Source organism: Faecalimonas umbilicata (assembly GCF_042846195.1).
Classification (GTDB): Bacteria; Bacillota; Clostridia; order Lachnospirales; family Lachnospiraceae; genus Faecalimonas; species Faecalimonas umbilicata.
In genome coordinates, this window is the sequence record NZ_AP031411.1 from 2,861,165 (window position 1) to 2,887,217 (window position 26,053).

A 26,053-nucleotide genomic window follows, 5' to 3' on the forward strand; every position below is an offset into this window, starting at 1 on the left:
GTTGGAATTATTCTTTACTATCCATCCACATTAAAACCTTCTTACAATTAGGACAATGCCATGCAGGACTTTCTATAACTGATGTTTTTAGGCTAATGCTTTTTTGCGTAAAAAAGCCTTTTATTCCAGTTTTCCAGTTTTTTTCTTCATCAGAAGTAAATTCGTACCAATGCCCACCACCTTGTCCTATACCTTGAACAGTTCCCTGTTCCATTTCCATTCCACAATCTAAACATTTCATATGCTACTTTCACCTCCACGTAAATTCTTTACATAAGTCTGCTTATCAGGTTATATGCTGTGACTACATAGACGAAAATTGCGATGCCTACAAATATCATAGCATCTTTCTTCGCACCCTTATCATAACACTCCTTTGCATTTGTCAAAAAAGTTAATCCCATAAATACAAACATAATCGGTAGTGTTATATTAGTAGAAACTATGTTCATCAGTCCCAGCGAGCCAAAAATGATAGTTAATACGCTAAATATTGCTTTCCATATACGCATACATAGTCCTCCTTTACAAATTCATATTCGTTCAAACGACAAATATCTCGTTCCTTGAAAAGTCAGCCTGCCAGTATCACCTTCTACAAGCATTCCATATTCTGTTCCAGAAACGCAAAGCTCTATTCTGTCTCCACTTTCCACCAAAAACGTCACATAATACGAAGTGCTGGTTGTAGTATGGAATCCGTGTGCACTGCTCAAATCACCTACATTTGCATGTTGATGATGCGTAATGTTTTCTCGCTTTGCAGCAACGACAACTGACACTGTTAATCTAGGTGACTGATTATTCTTATTCCATGTGATAATTCCTCTCACCAAAGAGAAAATAATGATACCAACCACAATAATAAACATGATTGGAAACATAACGTTTATCAATTCAAGCATCTCAAACGCCCTCCTCGTGTCACCAGATTTTTTGTTTTGGAAACTTCTAATTTTCAATTTTACAAGCTGGGATTTTATTATCGCTTACTACTCTATATCGTCATCATGTTTATTAGTAAAAAGACTCCCAACAAACATTCTCACTCCCAGTCTTACGTTTTACATAAGAAAGGTAGTCATACACCTATATGACTACCCTGACTACTAAGCTCTATTGTTCTCTTTCTGATTATTTCTCTTAAAATAACCTAACATTACGATCAGCATTAATGCAACTGAGGCAATCATTACATGCAATTTTATATCTGTGCTGTCCCCTGTTTGTACCTGTTCTGCCGGTTTTGATGGTTTTGAAGGTTTTGAAGGATTGTCAACCTTCTTATTATATGAATTGTAAAACATTAATTCTCCATACTTCTTACCATCATTTTTTTCTGCAATTACTTGTGGAACCAATTTCCCATTTTCTCCGTTTTTGATATAAACAGCTATAATATAAGAACTTCTATCATATGTATAATTTTCTTTATCCTTACTTGTTTGAACCAAATGATAACGGTATACTCCGCCATGCTGGAACTGCAATGAAATCATCTTTTCCGCATTATTACCATCAAGTACAAAAACATGTCTGTCGTTATCAGAATCTCCCGGCATAGGAATGCCTATGTCTAATGCACGAAATTCATAAGTTCCAGTAAGATCAATTCCTTTTTCATTGCTATTTTCTTCAAAATTTTGCTTAACTGTTAACGGAACCTCTACTACATTTGACGCAGCTAAAACTTTATCAGCAGGAAAACACAAGAAACCAAACAATAGAGCAGCTAACACAAGTATCTGTCTATTTTTCTTCATATTGCGGTTCTCCTTTTTCATCAGCAGTATTTTCTAAAATTCTTCCAATTAGAAGATGTCTGCCGTTTGTACTCTCTGAAGTACAAGTAGATAGCGTTACATATCTTTCATTATCATCAAAAGATGTTTTCTTCAAATATTTTGCGTGTTCTTTAGGTCAGTTTACAAGGAACTACACGCAGACCGTGAAACGGGCTGCTGACAACAAACGGCGCTATGCTCCCGGCTGGGTGCATAGCACCTGTTTGTTGCGGGGGTTTCCAAAGGGGGCAGCGCCCCATTTGGCACACGACTTTGCGGAGCAAAGTGTAGTGTGTTATACGCTCTGTCGGCGTTGCCCTGAAAATACCGTTGCCGCCGGGGAGGGCAAGGGCATTTGACGCGGCAGGAAAGCAGGGCTTTGTTTGGGGCTGGTAAGCCGGAAACAAAGGGCTGATTTCAGCAGCAGACAGGGCGTATTATGAAAGCCCCCGTCCCTCGTCCTCCGCCCCCGGCCTATGGGACAAAAAGTCCCAAAGCTCTGGACACCGTGACCAGATGTGTGGCCACACTCCGGGAAAAGTAGCAGGACGGCAGGAAACCGTCAAGGCTGAAATGAATGGGCTGACGCCCGGCCTTGACCGTTCCCCGCCGCCCCGCTGGATGGGTGGACAAGGTGGCCAATCCCTAAAAGTGTTTGGCCGCACTCGTTCATTTTGGGGCCTTTCTTCTCCCAAAATTGAAATGGGCGGGAAAGCCCTAAAATGGCTTTCCCGCCTTGATTACCCATTAGCAAAGACGGGCGAGACTGTCAACGGCGGCGCTGAAAGCGCCGTTCATCTTGACCGTTGACTGGCTCGCCTGGCTTTGCTACTGCCCGTAAGAGATGGAAAAACAAGATGGAAAACAAGGTTAAAAATGGTTGACAAGTCTATCGGATGTGTGTTATACTGTGCGACAGTTTGAGATTGGAAGGAGGCTTACGTGTGTTAATTTGTGTACGCTAATAAGCAATAAAAAGTAGAAGTACCTTTCCACATGATGGTGGGCTTTTTTTGCGTGCGTATGCAAAGGAACACGTAGGTTTGACACGAGCAGTCTTTGAACTGTATCGTGGTGTTTTTTCGTGCTTTGTTGTTATGCAGGCGTCTGCCCTCTCTGTGGGACAACGCCTGCTTTTTATTGCAGAAACAAAGGAACAATGCAATAAAAAAGGAGGTTCGCATTATGACCCAAAACAACAATTCATGGAGAAAAACTTATTTTACACTTCTTGCCGGACAAGCAATATCCTTTATTAGCAGCGGTATTTTGCAAATGGCCATTATCTTTTATTTGGTTGCGAAAACTAATTCTGCAATCATATTGACGGCGGCAACACTGATTGGATTTTTGCCGCAAGCCTGTTTAGGCCCGTTTGCAGGTGCTTTTGTTGACCGGCACAGCCGTAAAAGCGTAATGATTGGTGCGGATTTGATAATTGCCGCCGCTGGCGGTATTCTGGCGCTGGTGGCGTTTTACATGGAATTGCCCGTATGGTCTATTATGGTTGTCCTGTTAATCCGAAGTGCGGGAACTGCTTTTCATTCTCCAGCATTCAGCGCAGCAACACCTATGATTGTGCCAAAAGAGGAACTTACAAAATGCGCTGGTTACACGCAGACCATGCAAGCAGTAAGTGCGATTATCAGTCCAGCTGCCGCAGCGTTTTTATATGCTGTTTGGCCTCTTAATGCAATTATATTGTTAGATATTGTGGGTGCAATCCTTGCCTGTGTGACTGTTGCGATTTCGTCCATACCAACGCCTGAACTATGTCCAGAAACGAAAAGACAACAGTTTTTACAGGATATGAAAGAGGGGTATGTGGTATTAAAGCAAAACAGGGGCCTCTTTGCTCTGCTCTGGATTGGTGTAATTTATATGTTCTTTTATATGCCAATCAGTACGCTTTTTCCTCTCATCTGTATGTCATACTTCAAAGGAACACCGGCCCATGCCTCTGCCGCTGAAATTGCTTTTGCGGTTGGTATGCTGCTTGGCGGAGTCATTCTGAGCATTTGGGGCGGTTTTAAGAAACGGCGGTACACCATCGGTCTTTCCGTTCTCCTGATGGGCGTTAGCAATATGCTCTCCGGGCTTTTGCCGCCAGACGCATTTCTTGTCTTTGTTGTGTGCTGTACTGTTATGGGAATTTCCGCTCCATTTTACGGTGTGCAAAATGCGATTTTTCAAGAAACGGTCAAACCAGAATATCTGGGGAGAGTTTTTTCTCTACTGACAAGCGCCGCTTCCCTCGCCATGCCGTTTGGCCTTGTCATTTCCGGGCCTCTGGCGGAGCGGCTGGGAGTTGAGAAATGGTTTGTCATTTGCGGAATTGGCATTATCATCGTTGCGCTTGCCGTATTTTTACTACCCGGTTTGAGAGAGATTGACAATACGCAATAATCAACTGCACCTTTTTCTATTACTAAACAAAATGCCTGGATGGTGGTTCTGAAAAACCAGAACCGCCGTTCAGGCATTTTTTATCTTCGTCCTCTCTGCGGTTTTGGATTCTTCAGCAAGTCGGATTTTTCCGCAATCTTTTTCAGCCACTTCCGTTCTTCTACTGACAGCTTCCTAAAATTCAGCTTGAGCCGTTTGCAGATAAACGCCAAGTACGCTTGTTCCGTGTCGCTGTCCTGGCTGACGATTTCACCAGCAGTTTCCAGCATTTCTTTTAGCGGGTTATCCTCTGGGACGCTGAAAAAATCGTCCTTGTGTGTTTCCCGCAGAGCAAGGGCAATCCCGTTTATGTCCCGTTGTATCACATAGCGGCAAAACTCGTCCTCATCAATATGGGCGGTGATAAGCTGTCTTACAGACTCTGATTCAATCCAGATAGCAAGGGAGTTTATCATTTCAACCAACGATAAAATAGACATGAATTTTCTTGAATGTACTTCTGCGGAATACGGATACTTTGAATATCTATTGATTCTTGCATGGAAAAGAAAAAAATATCCTCTAACTTTTGAAAAATCAGAGGAACTGGAAAGCCTCAAGCAATTATTTGTTTTTCCTGAATTAAAAAAGTACTTACAAGAAAATCTTGAAAATAAATTGAATATTTCATTTTCTGATCGTGATTATGATTACATATTTTTAGTATATTGCTGTACCAACAGCTGTGTATTTGCTGATAAATGGAAACGGGAAGATATTGAACTGGTTCATAAGATTATTTTTGCAAATGGTAAAGTGAAACACTTAATCAAAAAATTTGAGAATAAATTTTGCTTAGATGTAACGCAGTCACATGCGTTTAAATCGTCAATCATATATTTTTACAAAAAATGTTTTTTCAATCTTCATTGTATCATTCCAGATAAACACTTTTATTTGGATTCCAAGAAGGATTCGTCGAAACTCATGGTTCGACAATGCGTATCAGAAATGATTGATACATGGAAAAAAGAAAACCATATTCCTTATCCTGTTGATGCAGGGCATTTGCAGTATTTATCTTTGCAAATATTTTCTATTGTTCAGCAGTTCATGAAACCGGTACAAATTTTCATTGTCTCTGATTTAACAGCTGAATTAGAGATTTTAAAATTGTATCTTGCACGAAAGTTTTCTCGCCATAGAATTACCATCAAGCCTGTTCTTCTAAATGCTCAGGATTTATCTTTTATGTCAGAATTAGATAATAGTGTCATCATAACAAAAAAAGTTTTTGCACATCTACTTTCGACAATGGGAATATCAAAAAATAATAGTATTGTACCTATTAATATTGAGGTAAACGAATTAGATAAACAAGCTATTGTAGATGCTTTAGTAAAGTGCGAAAAAAATATATTCAGACAATATGTCTTGAAATAAATAACTTGACAAAATATATGTTGTCTGATAATATCCGAGTTAGTTGCCATTAACTTTGACTATTGGAGGTATGTATATGAACAACTCTATAAAAAGTGGATTTTTAATTTTAAGTGGAACCATCGGTATTGTAGGAATAATAATAGCAGCTATGATTTCCCCTGCAACCTCATGGGTAACACCGCCTGGAAGAATGATAGTCAGCATATTGGATAACGGCTTACTAATTCCTTTTATTTTATTTCTTATACTTTTTTTATGGGGTATATATATGTTACTGAAAAAAGAAAAATAAAGCAAAAGTATATAAATTACGGAGGAGTGTATATGCATATTTTCAAAAAAATTTTTACTATATTAGCAATTATATTTGGTTCTCTTGGATTAATGAATATAGTATCTACTGACGTTGCATTGCCATTAATGTATTTTTTTATGGGATTAACACTCCTGACAACCGCAAAAGAATTTTATGATAAAAACAAAAAGAAAGATGCCATAATCTCGATAGTAGCTGCAATTTTGGTCTATACAGCTACGATTCTCAAAGTATTTGCCTAATCCTAATAAAGTAACTCTATTTCAGTTACAAAGGCAAATCTTCAAATTCAAGAATTTTTATGAGAAAACGGCATGGGAGGTTACAATATGGAAAAAATAAGAAAAAAATGGAGTAGCATGGATTTATTTGGTAAATGTTCCTATTTGTCAGTTGGCTTATTATTTTTTTTGATTCCATTTACAGGTTTAGTTTTGGAGTCATTAAACATATCTATTATAAAATTTGAGATTATTTTGGGAATATATGTACTGAGCATTATCTGTTCTATTCTAGCAAAAAAATGGAAATTAATAATAATTGCAACTGTTGGGGCATTACTGCTATGGGCAATCACAATAGGTATTGCAGAGATTTTATGGTATTATCTAAAGTCCTGGTTCGATATAGATATTTCATATCGTTAAAAACTAATCTATGCAAGAAAATATAAGAGAAATGTTAAGGTCGTTTCAAATTTTATGTAAACTAAAAACTGATATCAGATATATCATGAGTTACTTGGGCAGAGCCGATTTTTTGAGGTTCTGCCCTTGCTTGTATTATAATGTAGCTTCCAGACATATCAAGCTTTCTCTTTATAAGCCTTTATACTTTATCACAGAATACCTTTTGTTTTCAGTTTTCCTCATGGTCATGAGATATTTTTCGCTTAAATCGTGTTTTATGAACCTTTCGACTTCTCTTCACGTGCCATTTGAATTGTTTCTAATGCTTTCTGAATTCGTTCCTTTGCATAAGGAGGTCTTAAATTCAATGATAACCGTCCCTTTTGGATTATATAGGTTTCACTCCCTTCTTTTGTTGAGTTGCTTAGATAGCAGCATTCCGGATATCTCTCTGCAAAATTCTTTAGTCGTTTCTGTAATCCCTGATTAAATGTATAGACACTATAATATCGATCTTCTTCATTTGTCAGGATAATCGTTTCTTTCTCATACTTTGACAGTTGGCTGCCTTTTCTTTCTGACGCTCTGCAAATTTATCTGCCCTTTCAAATACCCGGTCTTTCACATCATAATGATAGACATGATCGGAAAGTCGTTCTTCCGGAGCGACTTCATTTTCATTGATCGTCTGGACCATATCCTCCAGAACCCGGTAATCAAATGCTCCATTATCCGGAATGACTAATGTTTCATGAGTGGAAGAAGGCAGAATAAAAAAGTTTCCCTGAAAGCCTTCCCCGATCTGATCCATTACTTCCGGATAAAAAATCACACCTGCTCCACCTACTGTCTGTGAGTTCGTTACAATAAACATCGGATTCTCACTTCCCATTCCATTTGAGATAACTTCTGCAATACTCTGAACAGATTCATCTTTCAGAATTGTTTCTGGTCCCATTCCCATAAGCTGCTCGATCATACTTCCCATTACCATCACATGGATGGGTCTGACATTCGGACTGTTTTCCATAGCATCTGCATGAAGCTGTTCCTCACTGATCCCATAACGCTTTAAAATATCATTCGTGATCGTCGTAGAACCCACCCCAATATCATCAATGCGGATGGCAAGATGATAGGTAATTGCCAGATCTTCTCTCATCTGGTGAGGTACGTTCTGCAGCATTTCTTCATTTTTTTCTGCCGAAGATACGCGGATGAACAGCTTCTTCTTTGCATTCTCATATTCTGTAATGCTCTTCGGATTAAACTGCTCCGGTACATCAAGCACCAGTTCCGTAATGCTTCTCAAAATGCTTCCCATAGAAATCTCTGGATCTGACTGATACATTTTGTACAATTGATTCAGATTAAAAGTGGGAGCGATTACCTGATTTTCTTTTAAGACCGTAATTCCGAGATAATTCTCATTTAATTTCTTTACCTCTTCAATTCTTACCTGTGCATCTTCATATTCAATCGGAAGAAACTGTTTGATTCCTCCCTTTACTTCGTTAACAAATTGATTAAATTCCATATTTTATTCCTCCTATTTTCTCTTATTTTTCTTCATTGTTTTTCTTTTCGGGAAAGATAATGAAAATGTCACTCTCCCGTTTTCATCGGTTTCCATATGCAGATCTGCTTCAAAATACAGATCTTTCTTTCTGGAATACAGATCCTTCACATGAACACTTCCATTTTTCAGAAGCTCAGCAGTCATCCTGGCATCCATATCCTTTTCCATGCTCTGTAAATACTTGTTTTCTTTCCAGAGACAGAAATTACATTCACGGTTACCGCAATAGAAATTTTTCTTTCCTTCATAGACCAGGCCGCCACAGACCGGACAGGTTCCCAAGCTCTCTTTTTTCTGGAACCTTCGTGTCTCTTCTTCCGGAATGGAGTCACAATGATTCAGCATCATGGAAAGCAGTTTTTCGATACCTGTCATAAACTGTCCCGGAGCCATCTTTCCCTGCTCCATCTCTAACAGTTGGTTTTCCCATTCCGCTGTCATGGTGGCAGACTTCAAGAAATCCGGTAAGATATCGATCAATACTTTTCCGTCCTCTGTCGGAAGTATCTGTTTACCTTTTCGTACCGCATACTGGGAAGCGATCAGTTTTTCTATGATCCCTGCTCTTGTTGCCGGAGTGCCCAGCCCTTTCTTCTCGGTATCTTCCTCAAATTCTTTATTTCCAGCAGTCTCCATAGCTGCAAGCAGGGTATCCTCACTATACGGTTTCGGTGGTGCTGTAAAATGTTCCGTCTTCGCTGCGGATACGTTGTAAAACTTATGATCTGCTTCTACTTTTGGAATGCTGTCCTTCCCTGCATCCGCCGGGTTTTCTATAGCAAGTCCATCCTCATTCTTGAAGCATTCTTCAAAAAGTTTCCAACCGTTCTGCTTGACCACTTTCCCTTTTGCTTTAAAAATCTCATCCTGACATCGCACTTCCACCTCTGTCTCCATGAATACATGATCTTCTTCCATTGCTTCTACGGTATGTACTGCGATCAGGAATAAAATCTTCTGTTCCCATTCTCTTAACTTAGAAAAATCAAATTCTGCAAGTTCTACCGTAGGAATGATTGCATGATGATCTGATACTTTCTTGTCATTCAGCACCTTCTTTACATCCGGTGTTTTGGGCTGGTCAAACGGTCCCAGCAATTGATATTTCTCATGGATCTTACGGATCACTTGTTTCGCTGTTTCTTCCATATCACTTGTCAAATACTGGCTGTCTGTACGCGGATAAGTGATCAGCTTCTGCTCATACAGGCTCTGCGCCGCATTTAATGTTTGCTGAGCAGTCATTCCATAGATACGGTTCGCCTCTCTCTGTAGGCTTGTCAGGTCATACAGTTTCGGCGGTTTTACCGTCTTTTCCTTTGACTCCACCTTTTCCACAATCGCATCACTGCCCTGACAGGTTTTCCACACTCTTTCTGCTTCTTCCACATCGAAGATTTTCTTCTTCTCTGCGATCAGTCCATCACAATCCAAAACCACATTAAAATATTTTTCTTTTTTGAAACCTGAAATCTGCTTCTGTCTTTCGACAAGCATGGCAAGTGTCGGCGTCTGCACGCGTCCTACTGTCAGCTTTTTAAAATATTTTGTTGTGTAAGCTCTTGTCGCATTCATACCGACAAGCCAGTCTGCCTGTGCCCGGCAAACCGCTGCTTCTGCCAGATTATGATAGGTTTCTCCAGCTTTCAGATGTTCTATCCCTTCTAAGATCGAAGAACTTTCCAATGAACTGATCCATAATCTCTTGACCGGTTTTTTACTTCTGGACAGATCATATACATGCTTAAAGATAAGTTCTCCTTCCCGTCCGGCGTCACAGGCATTTACCACAAACTCGATATCTGGGCGGTTCAGCAGCTTTTTCAAAATATAGAACTGTTCTTTCTTATCTTTGGATACTGCCAGTTTCCATTCTTCTGGGATGATCGGAAGATCCTCATACAGCCATCTGGTGAACCTTTCATCATAAGAATCCGGTGGAACATATTCTGCAAGATGACCAAAACACCAACTGACAATGCAGCCCTTTCCTTCCAGATACCCTTCTTCTTTTTTTGATGCCCCGATCACTTCTGCAATCGCTTTGGACACGCTTGGTTTTTCTGCAATTACTAAATACATAACTTATTACCTCCTTCATATAACGAAAGGAAACGCCCCAAAAATACAGGGCGTTCCACTCATTTTTTTTATTTTTTATTCATTTTCTTCTTCCCGGTCTTCAAATTCATCCTCATTGATGATTTCCAAGCCATCACTTGTTTCCAGTCCTTCCTCTTCAAAATCATCTTCTTCCTCTTTCTTTGGCTTATAGATCTTGAAGTAGTAATAAGCTGCAACTCCACCTAACGCAAGAATAAGGATTGCTGCCATTGCTCCCATATTCGCTTGTGGCATCTTCTCTTTTTCTGGCTTTGCTATCTCTTCTTTTTTATCGGTTTCTTCGGTTTTATTTTCATCGATGACTACCTGCGGAGTGGGTGTGACAGTTGCCGGCTCTTTTTCCTGATCCACAAATTCCTTCAGATCATTTTCATCTACCTGAGATAACAGATATACATTCTGGGAGGTAGAACTACGGTCAATCACAAGATAAAAGGTATTGTTATTCTTTGTTGTGATCGTAAGGAATTCTTTACTGGATCCATTCTGGATATCATCCTGGACTTCCCCATTTCCCGGTTCTGTAAAAGCATCTTCTTTCTTCTCTGTTTTATTATTTTCCGGCAGAACCCCCTCATCTGCCGGCTTTTCTGTTTCTTTATTCTGTACCGTCTCCGTCTGTGCCGCTTCTGTATTTGTCGTCTCTGCCGACGGATCCACATATGCAAAGGCTGTTGTGGATGCAGAAAAAAGCACCATAACGCCTAACAATACTCCTGCCACTTTCTTATTCAGTTTTTTCCATTTCACCATACGGATGTCCCTCCTCTTTCTTTTCTGTAAATACAAAGGAGCCTGTTCCTTCTTCCTCAGACTCCTGGCTGACCTGAAATTTTACGGTTCCTTCCTGGATTCCATTCAGAAGATCATGCAGGGCATGACTGTCTAATTTCATTCCACGGATGCTTTTGATCATCTCATTATCTTCTTCCTGTTTTAAAGCAGCATGAAGTCCTTTGAGATACTGCTGAAGATCAGCGATCTTCTGTTCTGTCTTATGGATCTCCTCCATATATTTCTTGATTTTTTTATTCAAATCTTTCACTCTCCTTTTCTTATGGCAATCTGCCAAAACACATAAAATGTTGCTGCCAGTATGCTGTACCGATATTGGAATAATGGATCGGATCTCCACAATGGATCATCATGTTATTTCCCACATAGATACCCACATGGCTTGCTCCTGGCGTACTATACGTTCCCTGGAAAAAGATCAGATCTCCCGGCTTTGCATCGCCCGGAGAAACAAACGTACAACTGTTTCGCAATCCCTCTGCAGTCTGTCTTCCCAGGTTCCATCCGTTTCCACAATGATTGATCACATAGGATACAAATCCGGAACAGTCAAATCCAGAAGGGGAATATCCTCCCCATACATACGGGACTCCCAGATATTTCTCAGCTTCCCGGATCATCCGGGCAAATTCTTCATCTTGTAATGCTTCCGGCGGTATCTCATAACTCATTCCGTCCGAACCGGAGCCTGTGGAGATATTTCCTATATCCCACAAGTAATTTCTGTTTCCATAGGTGGTATTCAAAGCATTGTATAGGATCATCTGTTCTTCATTCAGATTAGCTCTTGCGACTGCATCAAATCCCGTATTCCCTAATGTCACATACAAGATCTTCTTCGTTGTCGTATTCGTTACTGTCACTTCATTGCTTCCGTTACTATCCGCAATAAACGCTTCCCAGGTCTTATGACCATGTGCGGATGCTGCGCTATGATTATCATAGTAAACATCGAACTGCACTCCATATCTTGCAAAGGCTCCCGTATCCTCTACGGTATATTCCACGCCATTCATCACAATCTTTGTTCCCATCGGAACAAATGGATCAGAAGCATCTACCGCGATCGTATGGTTTGCGGTTGGATAAACGCCACTCGCTGTAGGACCGCCTGACCATTGCCCGCAACAGATCGAACAATTACAGTAACCGCTGGTAACTACGTTCCCTAAGGATTCCCCTACCCGTACTGTCTTCGTTTCTGTCACGGTTTCTGTTTTGCTTTCTGTATCCAAGCTGTACTGTGCTTCAAATAAAGCCTGTAATTCATCCTTGATGTCTTCAAATTTCCAATCCCCATATTTTGCTGTCAGATAGGAGATCAGATGATACGGATTATGAGCGATCTCGCCTACGTTGTACTGGTATTCGTCATAGTCCGGATGAGTGGTTTCCATCTCATTGATCTGCTGGTTCAAAGCTATTTCCAAAGAAACATAGTAGTTCTCAGCTGCATAGATATCTTCATCTGTTCCCGGATATGTGGTGATCTCGATCACAGAGCCTCCCCCTTGTATGGAAGCGCTGCAGCTTCCCAAAGATACTGCCACGATCAGAAATAAAAGCACAAAAATACCGGCGCCGAAAAATACAGCCCGATTCCGCTTCACAATCTCTTTTAATGCGATCTTCGCTTTCACGGTTATATTCTCAACGCCGGCAACAGTTGCCGCCCCGCCTGCACTGCCTGCAGATTTTCCTGTTCTGGCAGCCCGATAGGCATCCTTATATCGTTTTCTCTGGAAAAAGCGGTTCAAAACCCTTTTCTTCTCTTCCGACTTTTTGGCCGTTTCCTCCGCCCCTGCTTTCCCCATGCTGTCACTCATACCAAATTTTAACTTTTCTCCGGTTTCATCCAGATGATATCCTCTCCGGTTTGCCTTTACATCTGCACGCTGGCTCCGATGCTGTGCATAGCGCAGACCTCTTATTGCTGTTTCGGTCCCTCTTTCTGCAAACTGAACCGTTTCCGTTGCAACATCCTGTTCCTCTTCTTCTGGATCCGATACCCCTTTTGAAACTGCATCTCTTACCGCATACCTTCCAATGGTCCTGCCCGGTTTCATCCCCGGGCCTTTTACCATCTGATTTTCCTCATCATCAAAGGATAATCTTCCGGATTTTGTCTGCTCTTTTCTCATCTGTTTTTGGATCTGCTTTTTCCGGATCTTTTTCTTCTGTCCTGTCAAGGAGTCATCTTCCGGTATCTGTGCATGTTCCCGAAACTTTTTCTTGTATTTGGGGGATTCTCCAAAAACGTTTTTCTCTCCAGTTCCTTCTCCATCTAACACAGATTCTTCTAAAATAGGTTCTTCAGATATTGCTTCTTTTCGCAAAGAGGATTTTCGGATCTGCTTTTTTTGCAGATTCCGTTCCTCTCCTTGTCCATCCGACTGCTGGGCTTTCTTCTTTTCCCGGTCAAAAACAAAGTCCTGTTTCATTTCCGGCGGTCTGCCCCGGCTTTTATGGCTGATATCTTTTACGGAACCATCTGCCAGATTTTCTTCCGTCAGACCGTCTCTTGTCATTTTACTTACAACTTTCTCTCTTCCTTTCAGTTCTTTCCCTGCCAAGATTTCCGCCTCCTTCCTTTTCTCTTTGTTCCACTTCTTCCGGCTTTGTTGTCATCAGAGAATATAACTTCAGGGACTTATCAAACTTATCCTTAAACGGAATGATCGTTGTCCCATAAAAGAGAAGTCCTTCTCCTTCCCCGGAATTCGTAACATAAGACAACTGATACGGTGAGATATTTAATTGTTTTGCCAGGATCTGCCGGTCACCTGCAGCCTGATTTAACATCAAAATAAAATCACTATTGTCCAAAATATTTTCAATCTCCCGGCTAGCAAGAAGGTCCTTTATATTCTGCGTGATTCCTGTCGGAATGCCCTGCCACTTCCTAAATCTCTTGAAGATCTCCACCGAATAAGATGCGGTCTGCTCTTCTTTCAGAAGAAGATGGAATTCATCGATATAGTACCAAGTAGACTTCACGCCTCGGTTGACAGTCACCCGGTTCCATACCTGATCCTGTATGATGAGCATTCCAAGCTTTTTCAACTGCTTTCCAAGCTCCTTGATATCAAAACAGACAATCCTGTTATTCAGTTCTACGTTGGTCTGGTGATTGAACACCTTCAAAGATCCGTTGACATAGATTTCCAGAGCTGTGGCAATCCTCTGTGCCTGGGGTTCTTTCTGTTTGCGGAGACAATCATACAGATCTCCAAGGATCGGCATATTTTCCGGTTTCGGATCAGAAAAATAGTTCTGATATACAAGCGGAAGGCATCGGTCAATGACAGACTTTTCTTCTGCTTCAATTCCATCCCGGCTTCCCATGATCAATTCACAAAGGGATAAAATAAAGTCAGATTTTACTCCCAGCGGATTATCATCCTCAGAATAATTCATGTTGATATCCATCGGATTGATGTAATCCTTACTGTTTGGGGAAATATGGATGACCTGTCCTCCCAAAGCATGGACCAACGGATAATACTCACCTTCCGGATCTCCAATGATAATGTCATCATTGGTTGTAAAAAATACATTCGTCATTTCCCTTTTTGCTGCAAAGGATTTTCCTGAACCGGGTGTACCGAGGATCAGGCCATTAGGGTTTTTCGACTTCTTTCTATCTACCATAATCAGATTATTGCTGGTAGCGTTCAGTCCATAATACAAAGAATCGCCGCCCATAAATAATTCCTGTGTGGTAAATGGTACAAAAATCGCTGTACTGGTCGTTGTCAGCGCTCTTTTTATCGGAATATGGCTAACCCCAAGGGGAAGGCTGCTCATCAAGCCTTCTTCCTGCTGATAATCCAGACGCTTTAACATACAATTATATTTCTGTGCGATACCGGCTGTCTGAAAGATCGCATTATCCAATTCCTGCTTGCTTTTTGCGGTATTTAAAAAGAGCGCTGTTACAAGGAACATACGCTCATTTCGTGACTGCAGATCTTCCAAAAGCCGTTTTGCTTCCCCTCCATAGGTATTCAGATCCGACGGAATGATATCCATATCGTACCCTGCTCTTACTGCTTTTTTCTGCTCTTCAATTTTCATTCTGTTGATATCCGTTACTTTACTTTTTACCAGCTTGATCGCTTTCATCTGATCCACAGACTGAATATGCAGATTTACGATCAAGTCCTTATCAATATCCAAAAACTCTGCCAGCATCTTGTCTGTCAGCTCCGGAGCCAGAATCTGTAAATAAGAAACCGCCCCCATCGTATTTCCCATCTGGAAGGTCTTCCCTTCCTTAAAGACAAAACTGGTAGGCGCTACATAATCTTTTGTGTTTAAACCAGTTTTAATCATAGAACCATAATCAAACTGGAAATCCACCGTAGAATCCGGATTAAAGGTTTCATACAAAATCCGTAATCGTTCTTCCCCATTCAGAGGATACGCCATCACACCAAGGATCTTAAAGTTATTTAGGATATCGGATTCGATACGCTCCAGCTTCGGTTTTGCTTCCCGGATATTTTCCGCTTCAATGGAAAAGGTGATGTATTTCGTTTTCACCAAACCATTGTTTCCTCTTGCAAGCTGTTTTTTCAGCATATTGGCATATTCCATACGGATATCATCATAAGCATCTCCCTGTGGACTGATCTTGATCACCTGCTCAAACTCCTTCATGCTGCTCTTATGATTGATAAAACTGAGCTGAAAATGTATGCTGCTGTCAAAATAGTTCAGGAAATCACACCAGTTTTCAAAGATCGCATTCTTGTCTTCATTCTGCGCCAACTGGTAGTTGATATCGTAAAACCGGATACATTTGGAATAGACATTTCCCTGCACCCTGCAAATACCATCCCTTCCCATTTCTTTGTAGGCAATGGTCTGTTGAACGGTAAGTTTCTTTACATCTTTTTTTCCATTCTTCTTTTTATTTGCGGCCTTTTTTCTTTTTCTTACCACCACTATTTCCCCCTTTCCTTTCTTCCTTTCTCATCGTTTTCTGATCTTCTCCATCTGGATCCGATTCATAATAGTTTTCAGTTTCATATTTTCTGACAGATGGCCGGATAAATTTCACCCGGATCACATGCATCAATACGTCTTCCAGATGCATTCCATCTTTCTCATACATGGCAAACAAAAAGGCCGGCAGCATCATAAGTACCATAAGGACTGCAGCATTATTGATTCCAAGAGCATTTCTAAAGAGAAAATAACAGGGAATTCCCATAGCTGCTCCAATGCCAATACAGATCAATTGCCTTTTCGTAAGATTAAATGCCACTTTATTTTTTACCTTCGTTAAATCTTTCGGCACACTCACATACGCCATGTGTTTCACTTCCTTTCTTTTTAATGTGCATTAAAGATTGACTTACTAAGTGATCCTGTCTTGAACAGACTGAAACATAAGATCACCGTATATGCCATTACACCAAATAATGAGGAACTCAGATTATCTGAAAACTGGATGCCGGCCACTAATACTGCATAAATAGCAACACATACCATCATCAGAAATGCCTGGAATGCCAGGGCAAAGAGTCCTCTGAAATAATTCGTTCCGATCTGTCCCCACTCTCTGTTGCTCATCGTTGCGAATGGGATCGGTGCAACTGAGGTATAAAGGTAAATTTCTATCATACGGACATACAAGATAACCGTAATGAGTACAGACATGATCTTCATACAGAAACTTACGATCAAAGTTTCCAATGCCAATATCACAAGTTCTCCGATCTCCATGCTTTCTAATGTAGCAGATAAATCTGTGATCGCAGAGCTGATATCAATGGATGTATCTCCTGAAACCAGCCCTGCCGCCGAGTTTACGACGTTTTGTCCTACATCAAAGACCGCCATCGTAATGGTAAACGTATTGCTTACCAGATAAACGGCAATCCACATTTTTACAAAATACTTAAAGAACATCCATGTATCAATATCATGCATATTATTTCGCTCTGTCAGCATGGAGATCAGTTCATAACACAGTACAAATGTTATGATGATACCTGCAATCGGCATGATGACTGAATTTGACAGTCCTTCGATCATACTAAAGATACTGCCATTCCATCCTTGTGGCGTCTGTCCAACCTGGCCCGCAATCTCACTTGTCTTCTGATTGACATCCGTAAACATACGGTCCAGGTTAGAACTGATCATACCTGTTAGAAGTTCCCTCATCCATTCCTCAATCGCATCAAAAATTTGATTGAACATGGATCTCTACTCCTTTCCTTTAACCAAATAATCCACTCAAAAGCGGAATCAACTGTGTACCGATCAGGATCACACCACCGCCACTCATAAGCTGCTTAATTCCCTGTGATTTTGCGCCCGGATTATCATTTCCGTAACCTTCCATCAGGTTGATAACTCCCCAGACACCAAGACCTGCACCAATCGCTACGACTAATGTCTGTAAGATTGTAATTGCACTTCCGAAAAATCCCATATTCTTTTCTGAATAAACGCTGTTTCTATGGTCTGTCAGCGTTTCCTCTCTCCTTTCCCTATTATTCAGACCTCTTTTTTTACCTGTTTTATTTGCAAGGTGATCTTATTTTTATCTTCACTTTTTTCTCCTTTCTGCCTGATCATCAGGACCTTTTCTTAAAAAAACGCAAAAAAAGAGCACATAGATGGATATCTACATGCTCTAACGCTTTTTATTCTGTTTTTCTTATGAAATTTGATTTATCGTTTTTTATATGTGAATACAATTCCAATGATTGATCCCGTAAGAAGAAATGGGGCCAATCTGATAAATAAAAACTCAAAACCATGTAATAGAGTACCTACGATTGCCAACTCTGGATCATTAAAATCCCAAGTCAAATATTCACCATTCATAGCAGCAAAAGCAATAAAAATTATTGTAATAATTGCACATAATGAAATAAGCAAATAACGGACTGTATGAATTCTCATAGAACTTCTTTTAGCAAGTTGAAGATTGATAACTTCAAGCTTCTCTGAAATGCTCTTCATATTTTCTTTATCCAAACATTCTTCCTGTACAGTTTCCCCAAGTAAGGTGCTTACAGATGTATCTAATTCCTCTGCTAATGAAATAATCATACTTGAATCAGGAACGGATAATCCTTTTTCCCATTTGGATATTGTTTGCCTTACTACGTTTAACCTGATAGCTAGTTCTTCTTGCGAAAGTCCTTTTGATTTTCGCAAATTTCTAATATTCTCGTTTAACATACCCTGTGCCTCCTTTGTTTTGATACAATCATTAAATATCAAAACAACCATTGCCACAAGCAACGCAAATTAACATCTCCCATTATTGCATCAAATTCATATTTTTCAGTTCTACAAACTGCAATTTATCTTAGAAATTACAGCGATGTTATTTTGATAAACTTTCAAGAATTGAAATATCATGCTTATCTTTATCTCTTAATTCATAACCTGAATGGAAAACTTTTTGGCCTTTTAAAGATATACAAGGAATTGTTTTGCCTTCAAAAAAAACACTACCAAAGTAATCTTTTTCAAACTCATACCATCCACCCTCTAAATCAGCTTGTTTTGAAGTTCCGTCCTCATTTAAAACGAACGGGTGAATGTCTAAGTAACCAAGTTCATCACTATATAACTCTATTCTAACCGGTTTCCAGTCTGTATCAATTTTATAGCCCAGATTCAAAAGCACATTTAACAATTTTTCCGTATGTTGAGCATCAAAATTTATATCTATATCTCTATGAATTCTTGTTTGTTTACCAGCTAAAATATCTACACCCCATCCGCCATCCAACCAGTATGTAATTCCAGTATTTTCGAATAATTCTATTACTTTCATTAAATCTTCTTTTGTTGTTATTTCTTTTCTACCCATACAAAGTCTCCTTTACAACTTCTATATAATTGTTTAGTTAAGTCAATATCAATATCTAATTGCCAAGGCTCAAAATCAAAAATCATGGTCATCACACTCCTTTTTAAAATTCCAATTTGTTATTCTCATTTTACCATACTGCTCCTGTGTTTTCTATACTTATTAGATGAGGACAATCAGTTTTTATCTGACTGCCCTCATCGTTATTAAAAACTTTATCTTTCCATATTGAGTTCTGCAAACTGAAATTTGTCTTTGCGTGTATCTCCTCCTCAAACTGAAACCTGCTTGACTTTATCGTAAGCCTGAGTAAATTATAAAAACGCCAAATAAAAATACTAATAAAGCAACAACCTCTATACGAAAATCAAAGCATTTGAAAACCTCATTTCCATATTTTTCATTCTTAAATACAGAAATTTCTTTTCCAACCTTCCTCTTTCCCAATGATAAAAAGAAACAACCATGTGCAGTATAATACTTTTTGTTTTTAATCTTCACTATATAAGCATGCTTTTTAACATTAACACCACCTACTGAATAACCAGCATTTTGTTCTACAATGTCGATTATTTTCCCTTTGCATTTTTCGCCAGTAAAAACAACCCTATATTTTAGATATAGAACTAATAGCGATGTGATTATAAAAATACTCCCTAAAAGCCACATTTAATACACTCCTATAATTAAATCTTATTCTTATTAAATTCCAATTTGTCTTTATAAAAACATATCACATTTCTAGCCCAAAAGATACTCTTTTTAGTTTACTTCTTCCTCTATCACTGCTTTCACATCCTCTTCTGTTACATTTACTTCATACACTTCAAATTCTGTATCCTGCGAAAAAACCAGCTTATGCTCCAGGTATTTTTCCACATCAAACGCATTCCTTTTATTCGCATCCGACAATTCCTTATATCTCTTATGCTTTGTGATATCATATTTGTTACTGAGAAATGGCCGTACACCTCGAAGCTGTAAGATACATTTATTTCCATCCATTACAGCTAGTTCATCCCGGCTCATCAATTCTTTCCCTGTCTTCTGATAATTCAAACCATAGGACTGGCTTGTCCCTCTAGTATCAGATGTATTGTAAAGATCAATGGTCTCTTTTCCCAACGTTTCCGAGATTTCCTTTAACGTGGAGCTTTCTTTTCCTCCAAGAAATAATACAGTATCACAATTCCCCGTGATGGTTTCCGCAGCATCCTTATAAATGGTTTTTAACTGGCTTTGCGACTGTAAAATAATAGAAGCGGAGATCTCACGGCTTCGGATCGTTGCGATCAGTTTATCAAATTTGGGAATCTGGCCGATATTACTGAACTCATCCAGCAGTAATCGTACATGGTACGGAAGTCTTCCACCATGCTCATCATCTGCTTTATCACAGAGCAGATTAAAAAGCTGTGTGTACATGATCGCCACCACAAAATTGAAAGTATCATCGGTATCACTGATAATGACAAACATTGCTGTCTTCTGATCCCCGATCATATCCAGCTCCATCTCATCATAGGACATGATTTCCCGAAGTTCCTGAATATCAAATGGAGCAAGTCTGGCGCCACAGGAAATAAGGATCGACTTCGCTGTTTTTCCGGCAGCCAGCTTATATTTTCGATATTGTCTGACTGCAAAGTGTTCCAGATTCTCTGCCTCCAATTCTTCAAATAATTCATCTACCGCATTCTTAAATTCTTCATCGTCTTCTCTCGTTTCACTGGCGTTGATAAATTCCAAAAGCGTAGAAAAATTTTGTTCTTCTTCCGGTGCTTCATACCAGATATAACCGATCAGGGCAGAGTACAGAAGGCGTTCCGCTTATAGTGATAGGTAAGGTTTTGATATTATCTCCACCTTTTCCCCCACTTCACACCGGACATGCGACTTTCACCGCATCCGGCGCTCCATCGATTGTCTTCACAAGACATTTAATCAGTCACCAAATTTAAGTTTTATATTATTGCTGACAGGTTCGCCTGCTCTCGCAGACTATTGATTTTCACGAGCATCTTTTTTGTGATATTGAGTGTTTTTATCAGGTCTTTTATTGCTGCTTGGGGCAGTTCTTGTAACAGAATCAGATATTTTTTGTGAATCAGAACCATGTTTTTATATCTTTCAAATCCACCAAGTGATCCTGGTACTTTGAGCCATACAGCTACATGTTCCGCATCTGCGAATTCTTCTCCACTGATTGCACATTTTCCCTTTTGAGCAGAAAATAAAGATATTTTACTGTCATGGTATTCTGTGCTATGACCAACGGATATTTTTTCTCTCAGTCCTTTCAGAACATACTGATTAAGGTTAAGTTCTGTATGAATCAGAGCACGACCTTCTTTTGTATAACTACAAACGATTGATCGCTTCGCCATCGGTATTTTATTTTTGATGAATGCAATCGGATAGATCATCTGGTCAATTCCTGAAACATATCGAATCATTTTTGACTGTCCGAATCTTTCCTTTTCTGCTTGGGTGATAGTTCCACCCTCACGTTTTAGCATACTTCCTGTTTCTGTATTTAACCTGTTCGTCAAAACTGTCATTACTCGCCTATGGAATTCTCTGCAATCAATACTGATACAGGTGGCAAGCTGATAGTAATTCTGTATGCCTAACACCATGGAGTTATATAGCTGAATTTCTGATAAACAACTTTTTTTCTCTCTGGGTTTTGCGATGTTTTTCGCTTGTTCCACTAGCTTTGCTCTTTCAATTTCAACCTTTTTGTCACAGATTGCCGACTGCACCACATATTTATGATGCTTCAACCTTACCCTTATTTTGAATCCAAGAAACTCTGACCACCGTTTTCTGGTGTTCACAATCCTTGTTTTCTCAGGAGACACCTCTAATTTCAACCTCTCTTCAATCCACTCCGTAACCGCTTCTTTTGTCCTGACTGCGTCCTCTTTCGTTCTACAGAAAATCCTAAAATCGTCCGCATACCGAATGATATGCATTTCTTTCATTTCTGTGTTTTTCATAATCCTATAACCATGGCTTTTATCAAAAACCTTAGTTTTTCCGATTATTCTTTCTCGCCCTCTGCTTATAGCAATTGGATTTTCCTCCCATTGACTGGCTATCCACCAATCCAATTCATTTAGAACGATGTTTGCCAGTAGTGGTGAGATAATTCCTCCCTGTGGTGTACCCTTGTCGGGCAATACCGTTGTATTATCGGGCATTTTAATTGGAGCTGTTAGTATTCGCTTGATAATAAAAATCAGCGTTTTATCATGGATACCCAGCGACCATATCTGTCTGATTAACTTGCTATGATTTACGTTATCGAAAAATCCTTTAATATCAAACTCAATAACATAATGAAGGTTCATCATTTGAAGCATGGTGTAGGTTCTGTTAATGGCATGTTCAACGGATCTGTTCGGACGAAATCCATAACTATTATTGCTGAACTTTGCTTCGCAGATTGGTTCCATGATCTGCTTGATACATTGCTGTATCAGCCTATCCCATATGCATGGGATTCCCAGCGGACGTGTTTTTCCGTTTGGTTTCGGGATATCTTTCCGTCTTACAGGCTTTGGTCTGTAGCCGTGTTCGCTTCCCGTAACAATAAATCTCACTCTTTTTACCACATCATCAGGAGTTCGACTCCCAATATCTGTGATGTTCTTTTTATCTGTTCCTGCCGTGTAGCTGCCTTTGTTCGCTTTGATGTTTCGGTACGCAAGTAAAATGTTATCCCTGCTCACTATCAAATCCATAAGATTCTCAAATACTTCACCGTTCTGACTTTTTTGATATAGTTCATCAAAAGTATCTTGCATTCCATAGTACTCCGCATGACGCAGGTCATCTACACATAATGTTTTACTTTTCTTTGGCATAAGGCATCACCTCCTCTCGAAAGTGACCCTTTTGGTCTTACTCGTAATCCTTATCATAAGACTGAATAATGCCTGTTTATTTCAACCGACTTGTGACCATTCCTCCGAGTTCCTCTTTTTCGCAGAACTCATCATAAGTTCGATCACGGCTTTTCAGCACCAGTTCACCTGCTTATTTTCTTCGTCAGGCTATCCCATAATGGAATCTGATGCCTTTCCACGTTCCGATAATCCTATCTGTACATATATCCTTAGGTCTCTGCTATAGTCCTGTCAGCTTGGATGTGCCTGTAACACAACATGGTCGTTCGTAGGGTCAATTTCTACTGAACCACACTGACTGCGCTTTAACGCACCCATACATTTCTATATGGTCTTCTTTTAGAACCGTACATTCGCAGTTTTCGTCAGTTTACTCGCCAAAGTAAACATTCTAACCATAGATATTTTATAGATCCTAGACCTATAGGTAGCGCACCCCACCTCTGGGGCGTTTTCGAGAATCTTTTGGCAGATTCCTACGACTACTCTCGGTCGTTGTCACGGAGCTTCTCACCCCAGCCATTACAGCTGACGCAAGTCCGTCAAGGATAGACGTTTCAGGGCGTTACCCCATCATTCCACCTATCGGATTACCAGTTCACAGACTGGTTATTATTTAATAAACCAACACTGTGCGCAGACTTTTTACCGCCTGCGAACGTGTCGCACTCACCCAGAAATCCTCCGTAGATTTTTCTCCTTCCCCCTTCGTATTTGCTATGATGGTATTCACCAATTTTAAGATATCTTTTTCACTACGGATATAATGGAATGGATTATAGTGCATGGACTTTTTAAAATTGATCGTATTCAGCACCTTGATCCGATAGCCGCCATTTACCAGCATCTTTCCACATTCTACAATAATTGATAGCGATAGGTAAGGCTTTGAAGTAATCTCCACCTTTTCCCCCGCTCTACACCGTACATGATGCTTTCGCATCATACGGCGTGCCATCATACTCAAGTAAATTTATAAGTTATCTTTTCTTAATTGGTAGTAATCCATAATTTTCACGCAATCGGTTGAATCTCCGTCTTTGCTTGTCGTCCATATTGAATCTCTTCATTATTCTGATAGTTTCTGAAATATCCTCTGTCATAACAGCTCGCCATATTTCCTCTGAAATAAATGCGATATTAGTATGCTTGTCTGTACCACCTTCACCTACTGGAATTTTCCTTATACATTTCATTTGATGTACATTCAGCCTATTTCCCATGACATAGCAGTTCCCCTGTTGCACGAGGTATGCAGAAATACTATTATCATTAAATTCAATGCTTTCATTAGGATTCCTATACTTCATCACATTTCGTAATTCCTGTGTTTCTACACATTGGACAGATTTATGAATCTTTTCTCTTCCTTTTGCTGTATAGCTGGTAATATCTTGTGAGAAATTTATAGGATGTTTGTGATGAACTCCTGTAAGTGGCAGTAGTGGCATTTTGCCTACTGTTATAATTTTGGTTTCTTTCTTGATTCCTACAGTTTTCTGTTGAAATTCATAGGGCGTTTCCGCAAACGGAATTGTACTTCCAATACATGATAATCTGGTTCTAAAGGTTGGTAAGAGAGCGTAATTAACATCCGTTAGATTGTTATATATGTTGGTAGCAATACAGTAATAATTCTGTATCCCTATCACTGCCATGTTATAGGCATTGATTCTACCAACAGTTGTGTGTTTCCTTATATTAATCACTTTTGCCTTTAATTCAGCAGTAATCTTTTTGATGGCTTTATCGCTCATATCAGTTTTAGCAATGTATCCATATCTGGTCTTGCCTTTTGGCAGGACTTTAATTTTGAATCCCAGAAAATCAGAAGAGTTCTTTCGGAGATTAACAACTTTGGACTTCTCCGGACTAATGTCGAGTTTTAATCTTGACTTTAAAAAGTCTATTGTCGCATGATAATATCTTTGTGCATCAGTATAACTTCTGCACATAATTTTAAAATCATCAGCGTAACGCACCACATACCCATCTTTTAGATTTGTATATTTTCGTGCATAACTCAACCAGCCCTTACTTCCTTTCATGTTGCCTTTCTTCACTCCATTTGGTGTAAAAGTCTCCCACTGGCTACTTACCCACCAATCAAGTTCATTCAGCACAATGAGCGAAAGTAGCGGACTAATCAGCCCACCTTGCGGTGTACCCTTGTCCGGTATTCCTTCTCCTTCAATTTCTGATTTTAATATTTTGCTAATGATACATAGCAATCGTTTATCTCGTATACCTAATGTCCATATCTGTTTTAGCAGCTTTCCGTGGTTTACATTATCAAAGAAGCCCTTGATGTCCACATCCACACAATAATAATGTTTATACATATTTACCATGCTGACAACTCTGCTGACCGCATGGTGGGCATCTCTATTTTGCCGGAATCCATATGAGTGATTATGAAACTTAGGTTCACAAATCGGCTCTAACACCTGTAGGATACACTGTTGTATCAATCTATCCCAGATACATGGAATCCCTAACGGACGCTTTTTATCGCTTCCGGGCTTAGGAATAAAGACCCTCCTGACTGATTGCGGATGATAATCTGCTAATTGTTTTCTGACAGTTTCAATTACTTCCCTGTCCGATAGACCTTTGATATCCTCGATTGTTTTACCATCTGTACCAGCGGTTTTACTTCCGCTATTGGTTTTTAGGTTTCGGTATGCCAGGCAAATATTCTGCTCTGAACCGATAATTTCTAATAACTTATAAAAGTTGTTACCATTTTTGCTCTGCTGATACAACTCATCGAATGCTTTCTGCATATCGTAATATTCGTTGTACCGGAGCTTAGCTTTCTTTTGTATGGTCTGTAACCTCCTATCTGGGAGTTATTACATCTCTTAGTCTTACTCGAACCCATACCATTTGTAACTTATTTACTCTAATATATGACTAGTGGCTATCCCTCCACCGCTTGTTATCACGGTTTCATCGGTACTATGCCACCGCTTTCACTGACATTATCTCCCTTATATCATCGCTAATCTCACGATGACTTTCCCGTTCGATACGTTTCATAGACAGTAAAATCTCCACGCTGTCAGCTTACGACGTTCCGAATGCGTTATCTGTTCCTATATACCCGTAGGTTCCCATCTCTGAGCCTGCTACCACATCAATGCCTGTAACATTGCACGGATTTTCATAAAGGCAGAAGTCTTACTCACCCGCAGTAGCAACACTAGTTGTGTTACTAAGCATTTCTACTTAG

General features: G+C 39.7%; 24 protein-coding genes and 3 pseudogenes. 5 read left to right on the forward strand and 22 right to left on the reverse strand.

What is annotated here, in order from left to right; all coding sequences use genetic code 11:
• Positions 1–7 precede the first annotated feature (7 nt).
• The 4 genes from ACGG81_RS13775 to ACGG81_RS13790 all read right to left on the reverse strand — a co-directional run bounded on the left by ACGG81_RS13775 (position 8) and on the right by ACGG81_RS13790 (position 1,763).
• On the reverse strand, positions 8–241 hold the full coding sequence (locus ACGG81_RS13775) for a PF20097 family protein (RefSeq protein ID WP_009247027.1): 234 nt from the start codon (positions 239–241) through the stop codon (positions 8–10).
• Between the two features lie 28 nt (positions 242–269).
• On the reverse strand, positions 270–512 hold the full coding sequence (locus ACGG81_RS13780) for a hypothetical protein (RefSeq protein ID WP_009247028.1): 243 nt from the start codon (positions 510–512) through the stop codon (positions 270–272).
• 21 nt (positions 513–533) lie between these two features.
• Positions 534–905 carry a DUF2500 domain-containing protein gene (locus ACGG81_RS13785; protein WP_009247029.1) on the reverse strand — a complete coding sequence of 124 codons (372 nt, stop codon included), beginning with the start codon at positions 903–905 and terminating at the stop codon, positions 534–536.
• Positions 906–1,109: 204 nt separating this feature from the next.
• Positions 1,110–1,763, reverse strand: coding sequence for a Spy0128 family protein (locus tag ACGG81_RS13790; protein ID WP_009247030.1), 654 nt, complete (start codon positions 1,761–1,763; stop codon positions 1,110–1,112).
• A 1,206-nt stretch (positions 1,764–2,969) separates the two neighbouring features.
• On the opposite strand from ACGG81_RS13790, the gene ACGG81_RS13795 reads away from it, so the two are divergent.
• The gene (locus ACGG81_RS13795; protein ID WP_002584949.1) at positions 2,970–4,190 is read left to right on the forward strand and encodes an MFS transporter; all 1,221 of its coding nucleotides are present in this window, start codon (positions 2,970–2,972) and stop codon (positions 4,188–4,190) included.
• An 80-nt stretch (positions 4,191–4,270) separates the two neighbouring features.
• Here ACGG81_RS13795 and ACGG81_RS13800 read toward each other — a convergent pair.
• A pseudogene (locus tag ACGG81_RS13800) lies at positions 4,271–4,606 on the reverse strand (transcriptional regulator); the annotation flags it as partial.
• A 61-nt stretch (positions 4,607–4,667) separates the two neighbouring features.
• Between ACGG81_RS13800 and ACGG81_RS13805 the strand changes: the two are divergent.
• The 4 genes from ACGG81_RS13805 (at position 4,668) to ACGG81_RS13820 (ending at position 6,578) form a co-directional block, all read left to right on the forward strand.
• The gene (locus ACGG81_RS13805; RefSeq protein WP_009247031.1) at positions 4,668–5,612 is read left to right on the forward strand and encodes a M protein trans-acting positive regulator PRD domain-containing protein; all 945 of its coding nucleotides are present in this window, start codon (positions 4,668–4,670) and stop codon (positions 5,610–5,612) included.
• Positions 5,613–5,688: 76 nt separating this feature from the next.
• Positions 5,689–5,907: a hypothetical protein gene (locus ACGG81_RS13810; RefSeq protein WP_009247032.1), complete on the forward strand. Its 219-nt coding sequence runs from the start codon at positions 5,689–5,691 to the stop codon at positions 5,905–5,907.
• A 32-nt stretch (positions 5,908–5,939) separates the two neighbouring features.
• A complete protein-coding gene (locus ACGG81_RS13815; protein ID WP_009247033.1) occupies positions 5,940–6,173 on the forward strand; it encodes a hypothetical protein in 234 nt (77 codons plus the stop codon).
• Between the two features lie 87 nt (positions 6,174–6,260).
• Entirely contained in the window at positions 6,261–6,578 is a 318-nt protein-coding gene (locus ACGG81_RS13820) for a hypothetical protein (protein WP_009247034.1), read from the forward strand.
• 257 nt (positions 6,579–6,835) lie between these two features.
• On the opposite strand, the gene ACGG81_RS13825 is transcribed toward ACGG81_RS13820, so the two are convergent.
• From ACGG81_RS13825 to ltrA (ACGG81_RS13905), 17 genes and pseudogenes are all read right to left on the reverse strand, one after another.
• A complete protein-coding gene (locus tag ACGG81_RS13825) occupies positions 6,836–7,153 on the reverse strand; it encodes a molecular chaperone (protein ID WP_390110408.1) in 318 nt (105 codons plus the stop codon).
• Positions 7,087–8,097 carry a DUF5688 family protein gene (locus ACGG81_RS13830; RefSeq protein WP_390108877.1) on the reverse strand — a complete coding sequence of 337 codons (1,011 nt, stop codon included), beginning with the start codon at positions 8,095–8,097 and terminating at the stop codon, positions 7,087–7,089. Before ACGG81_RS13830 ends, ACGG81_RS13825 begins: the two co-directional genes overlap by 67 nt.
• A 12-nt stretch (positions 8,098–8,109) precedes the next feature.
• Positions 8,110–10,221: a DNA topoisomerase 3 gene (locus ACGG81_RS13835; RefSeq protein WP_118393224.1), complete on the reverse strand. Its 2,112-nt coding sequence runs from the start codon at positions 10,219–10,221 to the stop codon at positions 8,110–8,112.
• A 75-nt stretch (positions 10,222–10,296) separates the two neighbouring features.
• The gene (locus tag ACGG81_RS13840) at positions 10,297–11,016 is read right to left on the reverse strand and encodes a DUF4366 domain-containing protein (protein WP_117468706.1); all 720 of its coding nucleotides are present in this window, start codon (positions 11,014–11,016) and stop codon (positions 10,297–10,299) included.
• Positions 10,991–11,299 carry a DUF4315 family protein gene (locus ACGG81_RS13845; RefSeq protein WP_016439433.1) on the reverse strand — a complete coding sequence of 103 codons (309 nt, stop codon included), beginning with the start codon at positions 11,297–11,299 and terminating at the stop codon, positions 10,991–10,993. The genes ACGG81_RS13840 and ACGG81_RS13845 overlap by 26 nt, the downstream gene beginning before the upstream one ends.
• A 19-nt stretch (positions 11,300–11,318) precedes the next feature.
• Complete coding sequence (locus ACGG81_RS13850) at positions 11,319–13,586, reverse strand: CD1108 family mobile element protein (protein WP_117468716.1); 2,268 nt, start codon at positions 13,584–13,586, stop codon at positions 11,319–11,321.
• Between the two features lies 1 nt (position 13,587).
• Positions 13,588–16,005 (reverse strand): VirB4-like conjugal transfer ATPase, CD1110 family, encoded by a 2,418-nt coding sequence (locus tag ACGG81_RS13855; RefSeq protein WP_117468707.1) that lies wholly within the window; start codon positions 16,003–16,005, stop codon positions 13,588–13,590.
• Positions 15,974–16,378, reverse strand: coding sequence for a PrgI family protein (locus tag ACGG81_RS13860; RefSeq protein WP_054705754.1), 405 nt, complete (start codon positions 16,376–16,378; stop codon positions 15,974–15,976). Before ACGG81_RS13860 ends, ACGG81_RS13855 begins: the two co-directional genes overlap by 32 nt.
• Before the next feature lie 20 nt (positions 16,379–16,398).
• Positions 16,399–17,271, reverse strand: a complete 873-nt coding sequence (locus ACGG81_RS13865) for a VirB6/TrbL-like conjugal transfer protein, CD1112 family (protein WP_117468708.1) — start codon at positions 17,269–17,271, stop codon at positions 16,399–16,401.
• Between the two features lie 19 nt (positions 17,272–17,290).
• On the reverse strand, positions 17,291–17,506 hold the full coding sequence (locus ACGG81_RS13870) for a Maff2 family mobile element protein (protein WP_009268903.1): 216 nt from the start codon (positions 17,504–17,506) through the stop codon (positions 17,291–17,293).
• A gap of 242 nt (positions 17,507–17,748) precedes the next feature.
• The gene (locus ACGG81_RS13875) at positions 17,749–18,264 is read right to left on the reverse strand and encodes a helix-turn-helix domain-containing protein (RefSeq protein ID WP_117578678.1); all 516 of its coding nucleotides are present in this window, start codon (positions 18,262–18,264) and stop codon (positions 17,749–17,751) included.
• 148 nt (positions 18,265–18,412) lie between these two features.
• Positions 18,413–18,904, reverse strand: coding sequence for a nucleotidyltransferase domain-containing protein (locus ACGG81_RS13880; protein WP_009263190.1), 492 nt, complete (start codon positions 18,902–18,904; stop codon positions 18,413–18,415).
• Positions 18,905–19,198: 294 nt separating this feature from the next.
• Positions 19,199–19,573 carry a hypothetical protein gene (locus ACGG81_RS13885; protein ID WP_021426405.1) on the reverse strand — a complete coding sequence of 125 codons (375 nt, stop codon included), beginning with the start codon at positions 19,571–19,573 and terminating at the stop codon, positions 19,199–19,201.
• A gap of 93 nt (positions 19,574–19,666) precedes the next feature.
• Positions 19,667–20,734: pseudogene (locus ACGG81_RS13890) on the reverse strand (VirD4-like conjugal transfer protein, CD1115 family); the annotation flags it as partial.
• Between the two features lie 134 nt (positions 20,735–20,868).
• Positions 20,869–22,776: a group II intron reverse transcriptase/maturase gene (ltrA, locus tag ACGG81_RS13895; protein WP_109258339.1), complete on the reverse strand. Its 1,908-nt coding sequence runs from the start codon at positions 22,774–22,776 to the stop codon at positions 20,869–20,871.
• A gap of 700 nt (positions 22,777–23,476) precedes the next feature.
• Positions 23,477–23,689 (reverse strand): annotated as a pseudogene (locus ACGG81_RS13900) (type IV secretory system conjugative DNA transfer family protein); the annotation flags it as partial.
• A 109-nt stretch (positions 23,690–23,798) separates the two neighbouring features.
• Positions 23,799–25,646 carry a group II intron reverse transcriptase/maturase gene (ltrA, locus tag ACGG81_RS13905; RefSeq protein WP_062807359.1) on the reverse strand — a complete coding sequence of 616 codons (1,848 nt, stop codon included), beginning with the start codon at positions 25,644–25,646 and terminating at the stop codon, positions 23,799–23,801.
• Positions 25,647–26,053 lie beyond the last annotated feature (407 nt).